This is a genomic window from Amphritea japonica ATCC BAA-1530, assembly GCF_016592435.1.
Taxonomy (GTDB): Bacteria; Pseudomonadota; Gammaproteobacteria; order Pseudomonadales; family Balneatricaceae; genus Amphritea; species Amphritea japonica.
This window is the reverse complement of record NZ_AP014545.1, coordinates 149969-168086: the sequence shown is the minus strand read 5'-3', so window position 1 is coordinate 168086 and position 18118 is coordinate 149969. Positions and strand designations below refer to the sequence as shown.

The window sequence follows — 18118 nt, the reverse complement described above, 5'->3', positions numbered from 1 at the left end:
CATTTAATGGTGTCAAAATAAGTTACAGCTATGACACGCTTGTGCCGGATAAGTTCCGACGATAAACATTCGCTACGGCCAGGGTCAGAACTAAAACGCGTACCCTGATTTGCTTATATCACTATAGCGAACCGCCAAAGATAGCGAGAAGATTAGCAGATGACAAGTACCAGTGCGTACTCACTTTACCAATATTTACATTCAAACTTATATTTTGGGCAGATTACCCGTCTTCCCATCACTTATTGAGGTTGAACCTGACGCAGATGACGACCAACAGCCAACCAGGCACCGAGCAAACCTAACAGAACACTAATAAGCAGTAACATCAGCGTCTCAATAAAACCTAACCCCGCCAGTTCAAACTGACTATTATACAACTTCACCAATTGCTCAACCGGGCTATTCAATAAAAACAAACTCAGCTGAATAAGCACCCAGGCAATCACGCCACCCGCAATACCGTACCAAAAACCATCATACAAAAAAGGCCGCCTGACATAAGCATCTGTCGCGCCAACCAGCTTGGCAATCACTATCTCTTCCCGACGACTTTCAATCGAGAGTCGAATGGTATTACCCACGACCAATAATACAGCTAAGACAAATAGTCCGGTTAGCAGCCAGACACCCCGTTCGGCTAACACAACAAAAGCCGTGAGTCGCTGCACCCACTCCATATCGACAAGCGCTTCATCAACCTGCGGCAGCGCTTGCAGTTTAGACTGAAGTAATGGGATGGACGTTACCGACAGATCCAGCGGCATAACCATAATTACCGCGGGTAGAGGGTTCTCATCAAGAAAATCGAATACTTCGCCAAACCCTGACATCGCTTTAAACTCAAGCATTCCCTGTTCCGCAGTAATCAGTTCCGTCGCGGCAACATCGTCACGCAATAGCAGCTCGCGACTCAGAACTTCCGCCTCAGACTCAGACACATCCATCTTCAGGTACATCGCAACCCGGGGGTCTCCCTCCCAGCCCTGCCCTAACTGTTGAAGATTCTTTAACCCGGTATAAAGCGCGCCTGGCAGAGCCAGTGCAATGGCCAGTACCGCCAGCGTCATAAAAGTTGTCAGCGGCATCGATAGCAACGAACGATATGACTGTTCGGCCACGGTTAAGTGATGCCGTAAGTAGCTGCGACTCTTATCCGAAATCTTCAGTTTATGGTGTTCAGCGCCCCGATGGACTTTTGCAACACGCTTAATCTTCGGTTCAACCCGAACGGCGCCTTTGTTTCGCAGATTATTTTCCATCGCTGAGCAGCCTGCCTTGTTGAAGGGTAATAACCCGATGCGGCATCCGCGCGATCAGTCCCAGGTCGTGGCTGGCAATCAGTACCGTGGTACCCACCTGATTAAACTGTTGAAACAACCGCATAACCTCCTCTGACAACTTCGGGTCAAGGTTACCGGTCGGCTCATCCGCCAACAGTAGTTGCGGCTTATGAACAATCGCCCGCGCGATGCCCACCCGTTGTTGCTCACCACCGGATAGCACCACTGGGTTGAGCTTTTCTTTACTCAACAGCCCTACTTTATCCAGCGCAGCATGTGCCCGACGCGCCGCATCCGCCGGATCAAAGCCGCAGATCCGCAAAGGCAGTACGATATTTTCGAAAACGGAACGATCAAAGAGTAACTGATGATTCTGAAACACTACGCCAATACGACGCCGATGAAAGGGAATCTGGCTATTACCCAGAGTTGCCAAATCCTGATCACCGACCAAAACCCGACCATTAGAGGGCCGTTCCATCAACATGAGTAGTTTGAGTAAAGTACTCTTACCAGCTCCTGAATGACCGGTAAGAAATGCCATTTCACCCTGATTAAGACTAAAATCCACCTGACTCAGGGCATCATATCCATTGGGGTAACGCTTAGTAACATTGTCGAAACTGATCACAGGTTGATTACCTTAGAAAGCCTTCGAAATAATTCAGCAATAAATCGGTTAGCCTAAACCTCAGTCAAACAGGGCAGAGACGAACTCTTTCGCCTTAAACGGCCTCAGATCATCAATCTGTTCCCCTACACCGATGTAACGAATAGGCAGATCCAGTTGTTTAGCAATAGCAAAGATAATACCGCCTTTAGCAGTGCCGTCCAGCTTAGTCAGACTAATACCACTGACGCCAACCGCTTCTTTAAACAATTTTGCCTGACTCATTGCGTTCTGGCCGGTACCAGCATCCAATACCAACATCACCTCATGGGGCGCTTCCGGGTCTAGCTTCTTCATTACCCGAACTACTTTTTCAAGTTCCTGCATCAGGTGATCTTTATTCTGTAACCGGCCAGCAGTATCCGCGATTAACACATCAACATTTTTTGCCTGTGCCGACTGCAGCGCATCAAAAAGAACAGACGCTGAATCCGCACCGGTGTGCTGCGCTACAACAGGTACATTGTTGCGATCGCCCCAAACCTGTAATTGCTCCACAGCTGCAGCCCGGAAAGTATCACCCGCCGCCAGCATAACCGACTTACCTTCCGCCTGGTACTTCTTCGCTAACTTGCCAATCGTCGTGGTTTTACCAACACCGTTTACACCCACCATCAATAGTACAAAAGGCCCTTTACTGCGATCGAGATCCAGCGGTTGTTCAGCCCCTTCAAGCAAAAGCGCCAGTTCCTCTTTTAAAGAGCTATAGAGAGCATCCGCGTCTGCCAATTGTTTACGACTCACCCGGTCGGTGAGTTTAGCAATAATGTCCGTAGTTGCTTCCATACCAACATCGGCCATCAGCAACTGAGTTTCGATCTCTTCTAAAAGATCATCATCAATTTCTTTGGCTCCAAGAAACAGATCCCCCAGCCCTTCTGCCAGATTTGCTTTAGTGCGACTTAGTCCAGCTTTTATCCGTCCAAAAAAGCCCTTCTTTTGCTCCGGCTCATCGGTCACGGGATCTGGGAGACTGGCAGACTCTTCAGCAACCGTCTCTTCTTTAACACCCAGGCCGTCTGCTTCAGGTTCTGACGTTTCTTCCATCGCAACTGGGCTGTCAGCTACGACCTCTACAGGCGTCTCAGTTACGGCAGGGGTTACTTCTTGAACAGGCTCCTGCGCTAATGCCTCAACGGGCTCTTCTACCGGCGCCTCAGGCTCAGGCTGATTTGATTCAACAACCGGGCTATCCTGCTCATCTGCAGGTGTATTCTGAGCATCGCTCTGCTCAGAGTTAAACATTGATTTAAGCTTCTTAAACATGCTTCATCGCTATCCGCTGTCAGGCTCAAAAGGTGCAAAAAAACAGGGAGATCCCTGTTCCATCTGCGAGTCGTCCTGTATGTTTCAGTTAGGCGGATTATCTTACCATAGGAAAGTCCATCTGGGGCACTGAAAACCGGCTAGGAAATGACCAGGAACAACTGATGGCAGAAAGTAAATCTCCACTCTTCAACCGCACCTATCTGAAGATAATCATTTGGGTTATCGCTATCGCTATCGTGCTACTGACTGCGGGACAGAACCGTAGCCCGGATTACCTCACAATTGATCGATATGAAAATAGCCCGCTCTACTCTACCCAGCAAAATGACGCCACCTACCTACAAATTGGACTGCTGTTCCGTACCGGCGCAGCGATCAGCAATGAAGAACAATTACTGCAAACGCTGCTGCTGCAGACAATCCAGCAACGACTCAATAATTTCGCCGAGCAACCGTTATTCACCCGCTTGGAAGCCCATTTAAAGGCAGAAGCCACACCTGACAGGATCAAAATAAGCCTCGCGATACCGGCAAAATACAACGCGCAGCCCCAGGATATATTAAAAGTAACAAGATCCCTGCTTCAGCAGCTTCAGGAATTCGCTCCACCGGAAACCCTTGAACAACGCTGGAACCGGCTTGAAGCGGAACTGTATCTGAGTCAGAAAGATCCGGAGAATCAACTTCTGAACCAGTTCTTCAACCAGATAGCAGGCCCGACTTCGGTACACCCGATACAGCGCTTCTCTGGCTTTTATCGAAACAGCATTAGCCCGACTACACTCACCCTCACTCTGCAAGGCCCTGAGCTGGAAACTCTGCCACAATTACTAAGCAGCCTGCTGCCCGGCTACCAATCCGGTTCAAACCTGCTAACCACCGCTATTTCACCTGAATTTCAACAGTTAAAACCCACAGGCAAACAAAGCTACTTACTCACCGGACAAGCACTGCCAGGACGCCAACAGGAAAACTTTGCCCTGGAGTTACTTGCTGTCAGAACCTTGCAGCAACTGTTAAACCAGCCCGGAGTACCTGAATCTCGCCTACTCTGGAAGTCATTAGACAAGCAAGGCTATCTGGCTATTATCCTGCACGGTTCGAAGATCTCTGCAGACTCCCGGATAACCCCAATAATGCAATCCGTACTGGGCCAGCTCGATGATCGTTTAATCGACGCCACACGCACCCAGTTGCAAGATAACTATAAACAGCAGATGGAACAGACCGATGCACAACTAGGTCTACTGGACACTATTGCTTTCTATCAGCTTCCAGTGGATTATCTGGCTAGTTTTGAGAAGCAACTGACCCGGACAGACAATCAACATGTCAGAGAGCTGATTACCCAGCTCCTGACCGGCCCAAATCAGTACCAGTTGTTACTACCGGCATATTGATCTCTACACATTTTAAGGAACTCACATGGCACGACGTCGTCCTCAGCGTCCTACTCAAAAAGTCAGCTCTGGCAATCAACAAGTCCGCATTATTGGCGGTGAGTGGCGCGGACGAAAACTCAATTTCCCTGAAATTGAAGGACTTCGCCCTACGCCGGACCGAGTCAGAGAAACCCTGTTCAACTGGCTGTCTGCCTACGTCCCTGGCGGACGTTGCCTGGATATGTTCAGCGGCAGTGGCGCACTGGGTTTCGAAGCGCTTTCCCGAGGCGCGATCCACGTAACCATGATCGACAACTCTGCCGAAGTTATCCACCAGCTGCGGCAGAATATCCAGGAACTGAAATCTCAACACGCAGAGCTGGTCACAGGTTCCGTCGTAAATTGGTTAGAAGCACGTAGCGGTGATCTGGAGATCCAGTACGATATCGTCTTTATGGATCCACCATTCAACAAAGATCTGGCACCCCTATGCTGCTTATTGCTGGAACAAAAAAAAATGCTGGCAGATAACGCAATGATCTACGTTGAAACTGAGAAAGAGATGGCCGACCTGCAGGTCCCGGATAACTGGGAGCTTTATCGGGAAAAAACAGCAGGTCAGGTAACTTATCGGTTATATCAACGAAGGAGTTGCTAGAACGCAGCTTCGCGGCTAGCTAGTTGTTAGACGGAAGCTTCGCTTCCTTGCTAGAAAAAACACCGAAAAAATAGCAGTTAGAGCTTCTGCTTTGTGCCAGGAGCGGACTAGCTTTAGTAGCTAGATGTTGCTTCGGAACTTGCTAGTGGCTAGAAAAAGAGTGACTCACCTTCTTTTAAATGCCTCCTTTGTGCCAAAAGCGGACGTAATCATTTTAATAACTGTGATCATTCAACCAGATAACGGCTCTATTTTACCTTCACCTGTAATCAGAAGAATCTAGCTTATTTAAGTAAATATACAACTCATCACCATCAACCTTTATATACACGCCATCTTCTCTATAGGATCCACTTACCCTTTTTTCAATTACGTCCGACACCTCTTGAGGAATTACACTGTAATAAGAAGCAATTTCCGTATCCGCATAGCAATACGCTTCAAAAGTGATCAAATCCTGTCTTAGAAAACTGCTTATCTTTTTTGAACCTGTATATATGTTTAGGTAGCCATACAGTTCACTGTGAGAGACAGGCTTTCGATAAAACTTGCGCAACTCTACACGATAATCACCTTTAGCCTCTATCTTGCTAATTAAGCTTTCCGAAAACTCTTCGCACTCACTTAAGACTGGAACTGAGATATATTCATTATCATCAGAAAAACAGCCTGCAATGAATACCGTGATAAGCGTTATGTTGATTATTCTTAGAATGCGCGTAATTGCTTTGTCCAATATCATTAGTCCAACCACCTTGTTGTATCAGAGAAGAATATTCAACTCTGTAGCAATTTTCCAGTGAACTGAGTAACGACATTCTCCTGCTAGTTAATATGTTTCAATAATGTCCGCTTTGGGTCGAAAGCAGGCTTTTTTGAAAAGCGGGAACATTGGGTTTAATGCTTTTATCTAGCAAGTAAAACGAAGTTTTACGTCTAGCCACTAGCGAGCTGCGAAGCAGCGTTCTAGCCGCTTCCGTCGACATTGCTGGCTTAAAAAACGATCAAATGAAAACAAGTCGGTTAGATTGAGATCCCCGCCAGCTTAGTTTCGTAATACTCCATCAGGCCCTCACGCGCACCTTCACGACCCAGACCGCTCTCCTTCATACCGCCAAACGGCGCTGCCGCGCTGGTTGGGTTAATATCATTAATCCCCACCATACCGAATTGCAGCCCTTCAAAGACACGCATCGCGCGTGAAATGTTCTGGGTATAGATGTAAGCCGCCAGGCCATAGTTAGTATCATTCGCCATCGCCAGCACTTCTTCCTGGGTATCGAATGGAATCACCGCTGCCACCGGACCAAACGTCTCTTCGCGATAGATCAACATCTCTTCGGTCACACCGCTGAGCAAGGTGGGTGCATAAAAGTTACCCTGACCCAGCTCGCCGTCTCGCAGTACCTGACCGCCGGCATGCAGTTTAGCGCCACGATCTACAGCATCCACAACCTGATTATTAACCTTACTAATCGCTGCATCATTCACCAGTGGACCTATATTTACCCCCGGTTCCATACCATTACCCGCTTTCATCTTGCTTACGCGGTTTTCAAACTCCGCCAAAAAAGGCTCCAGAATCGAGCGCTGCACAAAAATACGATTCGGGCTGATACAAGCCTGTCCGGTATTGAGAAACTTCACCAGTGACGCGCCTTTAGCCGCATGCACCGGATCAGCATCTTCAAACACGATGAATGGCGCATGACCACCCAGTTCCATAGAGACCCGTTTTAGTTGTGGCGCGGCATCCTGCGCTAATTTTTTGCCGACCGCTGTGGAACCGGTAAAAGTCAGCTTACGCACAACCGGATTGGTACAAAGCTCTTCACCTACCGGCACTGGATCATTAGTAGTTACCAGGTTAATCACCCCCGCCGGAATACCCGCCTCTTCCAGTATTTCAAAGATAGCCATGGCGCACAGCGGCGTCGCTTCTGCCGGTTTCAGTACAATAGTGCAGCCCGCCGCAATTGCCGGTGCCACTTTACGGGTAATCATGGAGACTGGGTAATTCCAGGGGGTGACAGCCCCGACCACACCGATCGGCATATGCTGGACAAGAAAGCGCTGATCCGGACGCGCAGAGGGAATCGTTTCACCGTAGGTACGCTTCACCTCCTCAGCAAACCAGAGCAGGTAGTCCGCACCATACTGCACTTCGGCCATTGCCGCCTTGAACGGCTTACCCTGCTCTTTAGTCATCAAGGCCGCCAGTTCTTTCTTACGTTCAATCATCAGACCGTAAGCGCGACGCAGATAGTCGGAACGCTGATAGTTAGTCAGCGCAGACCACCCCGGTAGCGCCGCAGATGCTGCATCAATCGCCTGTCTGGTATCCGCCCGCGTGCCATCCGCGACCTGAGCAATCTCCTCACCGGTTGCCGGGTTGTACACTGCGAAGGTGTTATCCGCTTTAATCCACTCACCATTGATAAACATAAGAGATCCCCTTCCCGCTTACCTGCCCGATCAAGCACGGGTCAGGCAGAAAAATAAATAGACACTTCATCGCCGGCAAACGTTAAGTTCGCCTCAGACAGGCCCTGTTAGATTGAGGCTAGTCTGTCGTATCTATTGAGGGAGATCAACTAAAACTAAGGGTTTACCCTTAGTTATTCGAAAATAATAACGTGACAACACTCATGTTAAGACCGGAGTACATCGCGCTTGACCTGAACGGTCACTATCAGGCGGGCAGGAGTTACTATTTATCTATAGGTGTAATATAGCGCAGTAATGTTCTGGCAAGCAGCGAAACAGCATTCCTGCTGCTACGCCAACCTGCTTCTTACATTAATGTAAAAACTGTTCTTAATTAGCCGGCAGCGCATCATCAACATAATACCGGGCCTTCATCTTTTCTAGCTGCTTCAAAGTTACGCCATCCTTCATAACAAACGTCACATCGAAACGCTGTCCCGGACGGACGACGCCTGGCTGGTGGGCAACATAACGATGAACCTTTCCTTTACTGTCCTGCGCCAGAAAGCCCATAACAACACCTCTAAGGGCCCGGTTACCTGAATAGCGCCAGCGGGTTGCCCAACTGGTATTCGAGGCTCTTTTTTGCTGCTCAAGTTTCATGTACTTTTCCACAGCCTGGACAAACTGGGCATGTTGAGACTGGCGTACAGCTTCCTGTTTTGCCTGCTGATGCCCGACATAAGCCCCTAACGCTGTGGATAAAATTGCAGAAACACCGCCGCCTTCACCAGCGGTAGCGGCATCACGGTTATCTCGTTTTCGCCACAGGCTGTTATTATCTCTGAGCACTGCGGCGTTGGGGTTAATCCGACCTGGTTGATAATACTGTTTAACCTTATTAGCCAACACTTTAGTTTCAGCCGCCCGCTCGGCATTCACAGGATGATCATGAGCGAACAAACTACGAGCATTGCCCTCTTGCTGATACTGACGCTGCCAGATTTTAGTCGCTGCGTAGGGATCAAAGCCCGACAGTGCACTATACAAAACACCGATACGATCCGCTTCTCGCTCCAGCTCATGTGTGTAAGCGGCCTGATAACCTTTCTGACGAGCCGCGCTGGAAGCCAGTAAACTCAATTGTTGTGTCGTCTGCCGCTCACCTACATGATTCGCGACGGTATGGGCGATCTCATGCCCGACTACCGCAGCAACTTCGGCATCATTTAGTTGTCGCATCAAACCACTGTGCACCACAATATAAGTACCTCCGGTGGTAAAGGCATTAAATGAATTCCGGTCAATCAAAACTGGCTGCCAGCGTTCTTTACTCAAATGGCTTACCTGATGAATTCGATCAAAAATACGGACAAGACGCTGATACTGCTTGCGATCAAGTGCTGCATTAATTTTTCGGCCCGCTTTTTTCTCTGTGACCAACATCTGTTCGACAGCAGCATTGCCCTGGCGAATTTGAGCACTACGATCAGCCGCACTCAAGGTACGCTGCCCGGTCACTCTATCGGTTTCACTGATCGACTCTGCAACGTTGTATAGCCCCTTATCAAGGCTCTGCAACGTCTGACAACCACTCAGAACAGTGACACCAAGCACAATCAGTAACATGGATACTCGCTGTTGAAGCTTCATCTAACCACCTCCCTAGCCATCAAAAACACCACTTATATTCTATAATGTAATTAAAAAAATACTTCTTATAACCGAACAAGATCAATACATTCCATTATTGTATTTGTGATAGCCTTCTATTTCAGCTAATATCGCGCACTTGCGGATTTGCTAATATTCATACATGCAGAGTAGACGTAAACTCATAATGAACATTGCAGTATACCCGGGTACATTTGACCCCATCACCAATGGTCACGCAGACTTAGTCGCACGTGCTTCTAAGCTGTTCGATAAAGTTATCGTTGCTATTGCTGCCAGCCCCAAAAAAGCTCCTTTGTTGAACTTGGAGCAAAGGGTAGAACTGGTAGAAACGGTAACAGCACACCTGGATAACGTTGAAGTCATTGGCTTTAACTGCCTGCTGGCTGACTTGGTAGCTCAACATGATGCCAATATCATCCTGCGAGGACTGCGTGCAGTTTCTGATTTTGAATATGAGTTTCAACTCGCCAATATGAATCGCAAGCTGGCGCCAACAGCGGAAAGTATTTTTCTGACGCCGGCTGAAGATCTGTCATTCATATCATCGACCCTGATTCGTGAAATTGCGAGTCTGCAAGGCGATGTAGAACAATTTGTGCATCCTGCAGTTCACCGAGTACTGCAAGATCATTTCGGACACTAATTTTTAGTATTTATGACCCAGTGAGGTAGCCACAATGGCATTAATTATCACAGATGAATGCATTAACTGTGACGTATGTGAGCCGGAATGCCCGAATGAGGCGATCACTCCGGGAGATGAGATCTACGAGATCGATCCAGCTAAATGTACTGAGTGTATCGGTCACTACGACACGCCACAGTGTGTTGAAGTTTGCCCGGTAGACTGTATCCCTAAGGATCCGGACCACGTAGAAAATGAAGAACAGCTGATGGATAAATACCATAAGCTAACCGGTTAGTAAGCAGCCTCCATTGCACTAACTAATTAAAAAGCAGGCTATATGCCTGCTTTTTTATGACTCGTACTCAGCGGTTAAAGAGAGAGTTCCAGCTCTTTCAAAGCGTATCGTTCATCCAGCAAACAACCTATCGCTGTCCCCCCTACAGCTAAATGATAGGCATACTGCATGTGCAGGCAGCGCACCTTATCCCAGTGTCTGATCCCACCGATACCATAACAATTGAACAACTCAGTAAAGCCCAGCTCTTCTATTCTCCGACGATCATTCTCAGCCATCATCTTCCAGCGCAGATCAACATAGCGCTGCTGGTCTGCCAGATGGTTCGCCCGCAGATCATCATCGGTTTCAATTTGCAGCTCTATACGTTTTACTTCTCCGCCAGTCTCTATCTCAGCGATCGCTTGATAAAGATCTTTAGAACTAAGCCAATATAAGGTCGGAAAAGGCTGATCATCTACCAAAGAGCGCATCTGTAACACAGCAGGAACTCCCTGCTTGTTTTGCCAGGCGATATCAACCAGCCCCCGGGGCTTTCGTCCCAGCTGTGTTTCAATCAATTCAAACTGCTGCTCTGTTATCGTCATTTTAAGTTCTTATCCGCAATTATTTTCAGAGACACTCTGCCAAAGTAACCACCTCTTCCCCGACAATCGGTACCCGGGCGGGCATAATCAAGGCACAGTTGTCGAATGGGGCTGCGACCAACACCTGATCATCGGTGGCAATCAATTCACCTTTATTAAATCGCTCAAATCCATTAAAGGGCTCAACAAACCGAAAACGTTCACTTTCCGCCTTAAGTACCCGGTCGATTCTGTAATGCCCTGCGGTGCTATCAGGCAGATACCCCCAGTCAGTCAGTTCAACGGCTTCATCAAGCATATCGTGTAGTTTAAGAAACCGCAGCGTGATTGCCAGAGCTTGCCGGCTGGTCGACTCAGCAAAATGCTGACCACATTCAGCTACCAGTGAGAATCCGCCATCACTATGACGCTCATGCTCAGAGATCAGCATCCCGGTGTGATACTGGCCCAAATCATATAAGAGATGAGGAAAAGGAAATGCCAACTGATCGGCAAATCGCCGATTACATTCGTTGTTCGGGTAGATCAACATCGGCGCAACAGCAAAAGTTGTGGAATGAAGATCCAGCAGACTATCTGCATTTTCGATGAACGGCAGTAGTTCAATCGCCCGTCGAGCTTCATGAGTATCCGGCTGGGTAAGCCGCGACGCATGCCAGACCCGATTCATGTCTTCATCGAGGCAGCGACTGGCAAAAGGACGTTGCGGGTCAAAAGCATTATAAGCCTCGACGTTAGCAAAGATCAGTGTCAGTGACCCTTTAACCGGACGGACACCCCTTTCCAGCAGCCACAACAAGGCGTTAGCGCCACAAATTTCATTTCCGTGGGTCAACGCCTGGATAACCAGCTCCGGGCCGGCTACACCCGACTCAAGCCGGTGTACGTAGTCGACGCCACAATTGCCCTGCCGCCAGGCACTCAGATCCCGGGGCAACAACTCAACAGGCGAGTCAGACTCAGCAATAGAAAAACGACATGGGGGCACAGACATAGCAAACTCTTACAATGAAACAATAATTTAAATGTTCAAACAGTTAACAGCAGCCTTAAACTGCCGCATACTTCTCATCCCGCCCCAGCCAGCGCTGAATGATTGCATCACTCAACTGCGGGTCAATCGCTATCTGGCTGGCAACTTGTTTAACCCGAGTCAGCAGATCCGCATCCCGCTGTAAATCAGCCACTTTAAAAGAGATCATGCCAGTCTGCCGGGTACCCAGCACCTCACCCGGCCCACGCAATTCCAAATCTTTTTCAGCGATACGAAAGCCATCCGTCGTTTCTCGCATAACGCCCAGTCGTTCTCGCCCCTGTTGAGAAAGAGGCGCATGATACATCAGCAGACAGAAACTCTCGACCGATCCACGCCCAACCCGGCCGCGCAATTGGTGTAACTGAGCCAACCCCAGACGCTCTGGATTCTCGATAATCATCACCGAGGCGTTCGGCACATCGACCCCCACCTCAATCACCGTTGTCGCCACGAGCAAATCCAGCTCAGCGGCTTTATAGCTGGCCATAATCCCGGCTTTTTCGGCGGGTTTCATCCGCCCATGAATTAAACCGATACGCAGTTCTGGCAACGCTTCCCGTAAGGCTTCGGCAGTCACTTCTGCCGCCTGACACTGCAACGCTTCCGACTCTTCTATCAGTGTGCAGACCCAATACACTTGCCGTCCCTGTCCACAGGCATCCTGAACCCGCTGCACAACCTCCGGACGTCGTTGGTCTGATATCACTACCGTATTAACCGGTGTCCGGCCTGGTGGTAACTCATCAATGATCGAACAATCCAGATCAGCATAAGCGCTCATAGTCAGTGTGCGGGGAATAGGCGTTGCGGTCATAATCAATTGATGGGGCGAACGATGGTCTGTCCGTCCTTTCTCCCGGAGTGCCAGGCGCTGGTGCACGCCAAAGCGATGCTGCTCATCCACAACAACCAACCCCAGGTTGGCAAAGACAACCTCATCCTGAAACAGCGCATGGGTACCAACCACAACATGGGCGGAACCGTCAGCCATAGCCTGCAGTTGCTCCTGCCGTTTCTTACCTTTCAGTTTGCCCGCCAGCCAGGCAACTTTTAAACCCAACGGTTCCAACCAGTTGCCAAAGTTGATGAAGTGCTGCTCGGCCAGAATTTCAGTAGGCGCCATCACGGCCGCCTGAAAACCACCCTCAACCGCCTGGAGTGCCGCCAGAGCGGCCACTACCGTTTTACCTGAACCAACATCCCCCTGCACCAATCGCAGCATGGGAAAGGGCTCAGCAAGATCAGCACTAATTTCATGACTAACCCGCTGCTGCGCACCCGTCAGAGGGAAAGGCAGGTTATGCAAAAAAGCCTTCTGATACTGATCAGTTGCGATTAATACCGGGGCGCCCTGTTGCCGGGTACGCTGACGCAGTTTCAGAAGAGAGAGGTGATGTGCCAGTAATTCTTCGAACGCCAGGCGCCGCTGCGCAGGATGATACCCCTCCAATAACTGCGTCTGGTTTGCGTCTACAGGCGGACGGTGCAGATAGTGTACGGCATCATTTAAAGGCGGCAACTGCCACTGTTGTCGCAGCGGCTCGGGTATCAGTTCAGTCAGAGAACCATCCGCAAGGTAAGCCAGTGCACCATCCGTCAATGCCCGCAAACGCCCCTGATTCAGCCCCTCTGTGGTCGGATATATCGGCGTCAGAGACTCCTCAACGGGTGCCGCTTCTGCCTCATCAACGCGCCGATACTCAGGATGATAGAGTTCCAACCCACTCGCCCCGGTGCGTATTTCACCAAAACAGCGAATACGGGTGCCCGTTTTAAGATTATTTTTCTGGGCGGCTGAAAAGTGGAAAAAACGCAGGGTAATCGTGCCGGTACCATCCTGCAGTCGACAGACCAGGCTACGACGACGGCCCATGGAAATATCCGCCCCTTTTATCTCCCCTTCGATCACCCCTTCAACACCGGGACGCAACGACCCGATAGGCATAATCCGGGTACGATCCTGATACCGTGAAGGCAGATGAAATAGCAGATCCTGTAAACTGAAAATTTCCAGTTTGCTCAACTTTTGTGCCAGCGCCGCTCCGACTCCTTTCAAGTCAGTCACCGGAAGTTGCGCAAGGACCATTCGGTTCATATCAGTCTTCGTTTTCGAGTATCGGACAACTATTCAACGATTCTATCAACAGGTCAATCGCCTGCGGACGAGGGAAGCTAGCCCGCCAGGCCAGCCCCACTGTGCGGACCGGAGGCGGTGCCTTAAACGGTTTAGTAACCACCATATCGGAACGATAATATCCCCCGGTGGCAGACTGCGGAATGACACTGGCTCCAAGTCCGGAAGCTACCATCATGCGAATAGTCTCAAGCGAACTCCCCTCGGTTACAGTATGTCGGTCCGACGCATTACCTGACAAAGTCGGGCAGGCCTCCAGCACCTGGTCACGGAAGCAATGCCCTTCACCCAGAAGTAAGAGATCCTGTTCATGCAGCGTCTGACTGTCTATCTGATCCTTATTGGCCAGAGGATGGTCCTTTGGCAGCAACATTTTAAACGGTTCTTCATAGAGTGGACGGGTCAGAATATCTGGTTCATCGAAGGGCAACGCAACTATAATCGCATCCAGCTCACCATTGCGGATTTTAGGGCGCAGGTTATCAGTAAAATTCTCTTCGATATAAAGTGGCATTTTAGGTGCCCGCTTTTGCAATTCAGGCACCAGGTGAGGAAAAAGATAAGGCCCGATAGTATAAATGGCACCCACCCGCAACGGGCTGGCCAACTGGTCCTTGCCTTCCTGAGCAAGATCTTTAATCGATTCAGCCTGTTCCAGCACCGTCTGTGCCTGGCGAACAACTTTCTGGCCAACAGGGGTCACGCGTACCGCATGTTTACTTCGCTCAAACAGCGCAGTACCCAGCTCCTCCTCCAGTTTTTTCACCGCTATGCTCAGGGTTGGCTGGCTGACAAAACAACGCTCAGCAGCGCGGCCAAAGTGTTGTTCCTGGGCGAGAGTAACGATGTAACGCAACTCAGTGAGAGTCATTCGCAGCTTTCCTTTGTTATGATGCTAACTCAACCTGAAACAGGATAAGTACATTGAGCCATACGTTAAACAGGGATCAGATTCTAATCGCCGGTTGCGGTGATATCGGCAGCCAGCTTGGCCTTAATCTGATCACGCAGGGATACCCGGTCTTTGGCCTCCGTCGTAATATAAACCAGCTTCCCCCCGGTATCCAAGGAATTAGCGCTGATCTGAGTCAGCCTGACACGCTTATTAATTTGCCGCAACAGATAGATACTCTGTTCTACGCGGTGGCTGCAGGTACCCGGGATGAGTCCGTCTATCGCGCAGCGTATCCGGAAGGCCTGAACAACCTACTCAACGCGTTGCAACAACAGGGCATAACGCTACGTCAACTCTTCTTCGTTTCCAGCACCGCGGTTTACCATCAAGAACACCATGAGTGGGTCGATGAGACCTCCACGACCCAACCAGAAAATTTCTCAGGCAGAATTATGCTGGAAGCGGAGCGGATCGCACTCAATAGCGGCGTTCCTGCAACTATCGTGCGTTTCAGTGGGATTTATGGTCCCGGACGAAACTACATGCTCGGGCAGATCAATCGAGGCACCGGCTACCCATCGGACCCGGTTCGCTATAGCAACAGAATTCACCGGGATGATTGCGTGGGTGTATTAGAACACTTATATCAACGTTCACTACGACAGGCTCTGGCATCGATCTACCTCGCCAGCGATGATGAACCCGCGGCATTGCACGAAGTGAGCAACTGGCTTTCTGAACAGCTCGGCGTCGAGATAACCGACACCTCCGCCCGACGTACTATCGGCAGTAAACGCTGCAACAATAAGCGACTCAAAGAGACAGGTTATTCCTTCAAACACCCCAGTTTCCGGCAGGGCTATCCGCCCCTGATCAGCCAGTTCAAAGGCTAATCAGTTATCAATATGCGGGTCTCGAAGCTGTGGATCCAGATCCGCTGGAGTATCCGTATGATGATAGTACTGATAACGGTTAAAGCGATATTCCATAAACCGGAACAGCGCAATAACCAGCGCACTGATCGCCAGGTACACCATACCTGCCGCCAGAAACATCTCTAACGGAGTATAAGTCCGGGCGATAATCGTCCGCGCCATACCCGTCAGATCCAACAAGGTAATCGTACTGGCCAAAGCACTGCCCTTAAGCATCAGGATCACTTCATTACCGTAAGCAGGCAGTGCAATACCAAAAGCCCGGGGCATTATAATACGGCGAATTTGTACCGGCTTACTCATGCCCATCGCTTCGGCAGCCTCTATTTCGCCTGTGGGAATTGCCTGAATGGCACTTCGAAACAGCTCAGCACTGTAAGCTGCCGTATTCAGGCTAAAAGCGATAATCGCACACCAGTAGGGTTGTTTCAGTACCGGCCAGAGCATCGATTCCCTTACTGCTTCGAACTGAGAAGCACCGTAATACACTAAAAAAATCTGCACCAGCAGCGGTGTACCACGGAAAAAGTAGATATAGATAAACGGAAAAGCTTTCACCCAGGAGTGAGACGATGCTCTCATCAGAGCCAGGGGAACCGCCAAAGCAATACCGATCAGTCCAGAGACCAGCACCAACTCCAGTGTCAGCCAGGCCCCCTCAAGCAAACGAGGAAGGTACTGCCAGATAACATCCCATTCCCAGCTCATGAGTTATGCCCCCGTGCAGCGGGGTTTGCCAATCGTTCCATAAACATCGTAAAACCGGTGGTCGCCGCTGTCAGTAACAGATAGATCAATGCAGCCACGAGGAAGAAGGTAAAAGGCTCTTTAGTTGCACTGATCGCAACCTGTGACTGGCGCATAATATCGTTCAGACCCACCACTGAAACCAGTGCGGTATCTTTCAGCAGCACCTGAAACAGATTACCCAGGCCGGGTATAGCCAGCCGCCAAACCTGCGGAAGAATAATCCGAAAGAAAGTCCGCAGAGGGCTCATCCCGCAGGCCAGACCCGACTCCCACTGTCCTTTAGGAATCTCCATCATCGCCATGCGAAAAACCTCAGTCGCATAGGCGCCAAAGGCAATTGACAGAGCCGCTACGCCCGCCACAAAAGGGCCAATCTCAATATACTCGTCATAACCGAAAAAACCGGCAATCCACATCAGTAACTGAGAGCCACCAAAATAGATAGTGAGCACCAACAATAGCTCAGGTAAACCCCGAACCAGCGTGGTATACGCCGTCCCCAGCCAACGAGCCAGACGATTTTTGGATAGCTTAGCCGATGCCCCCAGCAGGCCAATGACTAACCCTACCAGTAAACTGGATAATGCCAGTTGTATGGTAATCCAGGTACCAGAGACCAGGAGATGGCCAAAGCCTTGCAGATCCATGAAATTCGCCTAAAAACGGGCCGACCAAAGGCCGGCCCCAATTACTAAACAGAGACTAAATAACTAATTAATAGATAGAGAACGGAAAGTATTTCTCGTTAATCTTCGCGTAAGTTCCATCGGCAACGATCGCTTTAATCGCAGCACTAAACTTATCTTTCAATGCATCACCTTTACGAACAGCAATACCGATCTCATCGTTGATATCGATATCTTCACCATTAAAAGCAAAACCTTTACCATCATCAGTGCGCAACCAGTCGTAGGCAGGGAATTTATCAGACAGGAGTGCATCGAGACGGCCGGTAGCCAGATCCAGATAAGCGTTATCCTGAGTGTCATATAGCTTTACATCAACCACATCACCCAGGTTGTCTTCCAGATACTGACCCGCAATAGTGGCACGCTGGGCCCCTACTGTTTTACCCTTCAGGCCCTCTTTGGTCACTGTGACATTGCTACCTTCGGGAGTAACAAACGCCAGCACATTGGAGTAATACTTCTCAGAGAAATCCACAACACGCATGCGTTCTTCTGTAATCGACATAGAAGCCACGATCGCGTCATATTTACGCGCACGAAGCCCCGGAATAATGCCATCCCAGTCCTGTGCCACAATCTCACAATCAGCCTTCATCTGGGCACACAACGCTTTAGCTATCTCAACATCAAAACCGATTAGCTCACCGCTGGAATCAACCATATTGAAAGGCGCATAAGCCCCTTCAGTTGCAATGCGAATTTTATCACCAGCAGTCGCTACCTGAGCGGCCATCAGACCTCCCGCAATCAGTGCGGCAGCGGCAAAGAGTTTACGAATTTTCATCATCTGTTTCCCTTTAGCT

At 49.6% G+C, this 18118-nt stretch carries 18 protein-coding genes; 5 read left to right on the top strand and 13 right to left on the bottom strand.

The window, feature by feature from the left end:
- Positions 1-242: 242 nt before the first annotated feature.
- The 3 genes from ftsX to ftsY are packed head-to-tail and all read right to left on the bottom strand — an operon-like array spanning position 243 to position 3198.
- Positions 243-1262, bottom strand: a complete 1020-nt coding sequence (ftsX, locus tag AMJAP_RS00770) for a permease-like cell division protein FtsX (protein ID WP_019621086.1) — start codon at positions 1260-1262, stop codon at positions 243-245.
- The gene (gene ftsE / locus AMJAP_RS00765; RefSeq protein WP_019621087.1) at positions 1252-1914 is read right to left on the bottom strand and encodes a cell division ATP-binding protein FtsE; all 663 of its coding nucleotides are present in this window, start codon (positions 1912-1914) and stop codon (positions 1252-1254) included. Before ftsE ends, ftsX begins: the two co-directional genes overlap by 11 nt.
- A gap of 60 nt (positions 1915-1974) precedes the next feature.
- Positions 1975-3198 (bottom strand): signal recognition particle-docking protein FtsY, encoded by a 1224-nt coding sequence (gene ftsY / locus AMJAP_RS00760; RefSeq protein ID WP_156815143.1) that lies wholly within the window; start codon positions 3196-3198, stop codon positions 1975-1977.
- A 185-nt stretch (positions 3199-3383) separates the two neighbouring features.
- Here ftsY and AMJAP_RS00755 point away from each other — a divergent pair, with 185 nt between their 5' ends.
- Both AMJAP_RS00755 and rsmD read left to right on the top strand, forming a co-directional pair.
- Entirely contained in the window at positions 3384-4622 is a 1239-nt protein-coding gene (locus tag AMJAP_RS00755; RefSeq protein WP_019621089.1) for a hypothetical protein, read from the top strand.
- A 25-nt stretch (positions 4623-4647) separates the two neighbouring features.
- Positions 4648-5262 carry a 16S rRNA (guanine(966)-N(2))-methyltransferase RsmD gene (rsmD, locus tag AMJAP_RS00750; RefSeq protein ID WP_019621090.1) on the top strand — a complete coding sequence of 205 codons (615 nt, stop codon included), beginning with the start codon at positions 4648-4650 and terminating at the stop codon, positions 5260-5262.
- Positions 5263-5521: 259 nt separating this feature from the next.
- On the opposite strand, the gene AMJAP_RS00745 is transcribed toward rsmD, so the two are convergent.
- From AMJAP_RS00745 to AMJAP_RS00735, 3 genes are all read right to left on the bottom strand, one after another.
- Positions 5522-5998 (bottom strand): hypothetical protein, encoded by a 477-nt coding sequence (locus AMJAP_RS00745; RefSeq protein WP_156815144.1) that lies wholly within the window; start codon positions 5996-5998, stop codon positions 5522-5524.
- 287 nt (positions 5999-6285) lie between these two features.
- Complete coding sequence (locus AMJAP_RS00740; RefSeq protein WP_019621092.1) at positions 6286-7707, bottom strand: NAD-dependent succinate-semialdehyde dehydrogenase; 1422 nt, start codon at positions 7705-7707, stop codon at positions 6286-6288.
- 372 nt (positions 7708-8079) lie between these two features.
- A complete protein-coding gene (locus tag AMJAP_RS00735; protein WP_236588736.1) occupies positions 8080-9342 on the bottom strand; it encodes a M48 family metallopeptidase in 1263 nt (420 codons plus the stop codon).
- A 187-nt stretch (positions 9343-9529) separates the two neighbouring features.
- On the opposite strand from AMJAP_RS00735, the gene coaD reads away from it, so the two are divergent.
- Positions 9530-10009: a pantetheine-phosphate adenylyltransferase gene (coaD, locus tag AMJAP_RS00730; protein WP_019621094.1), complete on the top strand. Its 480-nt coding sequence runs from the start codon at positions 9530-9532 to the stop codon at positions 10007-10009.
- A gap of 34 nt (positions 10010-10043) precedes the next feature.
- Positions 10044-10289, top strand: a complete 246-nt coding sequence (locus AMJAP_RS00725) for a YfhL family 4Fe-4S dicluster ferredoxin (RefSeq protein WP_019621095.1) — start codon at positions 10044-10046, stop codon at positions 10287-10289.
- A gap of 74 nt (positions 10290-10363) precedes the next feature.
- Here the strand turns inward: AMJAP_RS00725 and AMJAP_RS00720 are convergent, their stop codons facing one another.
- Genes AMJAP_RS00720 through AMJAP_RS00705 form a run of 4 tightly spaced genes read right to left on the bottom strand, consistent with a single transcriptional unit; the run spans position 10364 to position 14917 of the window.
- A complete protein-coding gene (locus AMJAP_RS00720) occupies positions 10364-10876 on the bottom strand; it encodes a DUF501 domain-containing protein (RefSeq protein WP_019621096.1) in 513 nt (170 codons plus the stop codon).
- A gap of 25 nt (positions 10877-10901) precedes the next feature.
- A complete protein-coding gene (locus AMJAP_RS00715; RefSeq protein WP_019621097.1) occupies positions 10902-11870 on the bottom strand; it encodes a M14 family metallopeptidase in 969 nt (322 codons plus the stop codon).
- A gap of 55 nt (positions 11871-11925) precedes the next feature.
- On the bottom strand, positions 11926-14007 hold the full coding sequence (gene recG / locus AMJAP_RS00710) for an ATP-dependent DNA helicase RecG (protein ID WP_019621098.1): 2082 nt from the start codon (positions 14005-14007) through the stop codon (positions 11926-11928).
- A 1-nt stretch (position 14008) separates the two neighbouring features.
- Entirely contained in the window at positions 14009-14917 is a 909-nt protein-coding gene (locus tag AMJAP_RS00705; RefSeq protein WP_019621099.1) for a hydrogen peroxide-inducible genes activator, read from the bottom strand.
- A gap of 53 nt (positions 14918-14970) precedes the next feature.
- Here AMJAP_RS00705 and AMJAP_RS00700 point away from each other — a divergent pair, with 53 nt between their 5' ends.
- Positions 14971-15834, top strand: coding sequence for an SDR family oxidoreductase (locus AMJAP_RS00700; RefSeq protein ID WP_019621100.1), 864 nt, complete (start codon positions 14971-14973; stop codon positions 15832-15834).
- Here AMJAP_RS00700 and AMJAP_RS00695 read toward each other — a convergent pair whose 3' ends face one another.
- From AMJAP_RS00695 to AMJAP_RS00685, 3 genes are all read right to left on the bottom strand, one after another.
- Positions 15835-16584: an ABC transporter permease gene (locus AMJAP_RS00695; protein ID WP_019621101.1), complete on the bottom strand. Its 750-nt coding sequence runs from the start codon at positions 16582-16584 to the stop codon at positions 15835-15837. It abuts the gene before it with no gap.
- A complete protein-coding gene (locus tag AMJAP_RS00690; protein WP_019621102.1) occupies positions 16581-17273 on the bottom strand; it encodes an ABC transporter permease in 693 nt (230 codons plus the stop codon). Before AMJAP_RS00690 ends, AMJAP_RS00695 begins: the two co-directional genes overlap by 4 nt.
- A 67-nt stretch (positions 17274-17340) precedes the next feature.
- Entirely contained in the window at positions 17341-18099 is a 759-nt protein-coding gene (locus AMJAP_RS00685) for an ABC transporter substrate-binding protein (protein ID WP_156815165.1), read from the bottom strand.
- Between the last annotated feature and the right edge of the window lie 19 nt (positions 18100-18118).

Coding starts and splice junctions, on each gene's coding strand:
- ftsX (WP_019621086.1), bottom strand. CDS start 1,262: ATGGAAAATAATCTGCGAAACAAAGGCGCCGTTCGGGTTGAACCGAAG.
- ftsY (WP_156815143.1), bottom strand. CDS start 3,198: ATGTTTAACTCTGAGCAGAGCGATGCTCAGAATACACCTGCAGATGAG.
- AMJAP_RS00755 (WP_019621089.1), top strand. CDS start 3,384: ATGGCAGAAAGTAAATCTCCACTCTTCAACCGCACCTATCTGAAGATA.
- rsmD (WP_019621090.1), top strand. CDS start 4,648: ATGGCACGACGTCGTCCTCAGCGTCCTACTCAAAAAGTCAGCTCTGGC.
- AMJAP_RS00740 (WP_019621092.1), bottom strand. CDS start 7,707: ATGTTTATCAATGGTGAGTGGATTAAAGCGGATAACACCTTCGCAGTG.
- AMJAP_RS00735 (WP_236588736.1), bottom strand. CDS start 9,342: ATGAAGCTTCAACAGCGAGTATCCATGTTACTGATTGTGCTTGGTGTC.
- coaD (WP_019621094.1), top strand. CDS start 9,530: ATGAACATTGCAGTATACCCGGGTACATTTGACCCCATCACCAATGGT.
- AMJAP_RS00725 (WP_019621095.1), top strand. CDS start 10,044: ATGGCATTAATTATCACAGATGAATGCATTAACTGTGACGTATGTGAG.
- AMJAP_RS00720 (WP_019621096.1), bottom strand. CDS start 10,876: ATGACGATAACAGAGCAGCAGTTTGAATTGATTGAAACACAGCTGGGA.
- AMJAP_RS00715 (WP_019621097.1), bottom strand. CDS start 11,870: ATGTCTGTGCCCCCATGTCGTTTTTCTATTGCTGAGTCTGACTCGCCT.
- recG (WP_019621098.1), bottom strand. CDS start 14,007: ATGAACCGAATGGTCCTTGCGCAACTTCCGGTGACTGACTTGAAAGGA.
- AMJAP_RS00705 (WP_019621099.1), bottom strand. CDS start 14,917: ATGACTCTCACTGAGTTGCGTTACATCGTTACTCTCGCCCAGGAACAA.
- AMJAP_RS00695 (WP_019621101.1), bottom strand. CDS start 16,584: ATGAGCTGGGAATGGGATGTTATCTGGCAGTACCTTCCTCGTTTGCTT.
- AMJAP_RS00690 (WP_019621102.1), bottom strand. CDS start 17,273: ATGGATCTGCAAGGCTTTGGCCATCTCCTGGTCTCTGGTACCTGGATT.
- AMJAP_RS00685 (WP_156815165.1), bottom strand. CDS start 18,099: ATGAAAATTCGTAAACTCTTTGCCGCTGCCGCACTGATTGCGGGAGGT.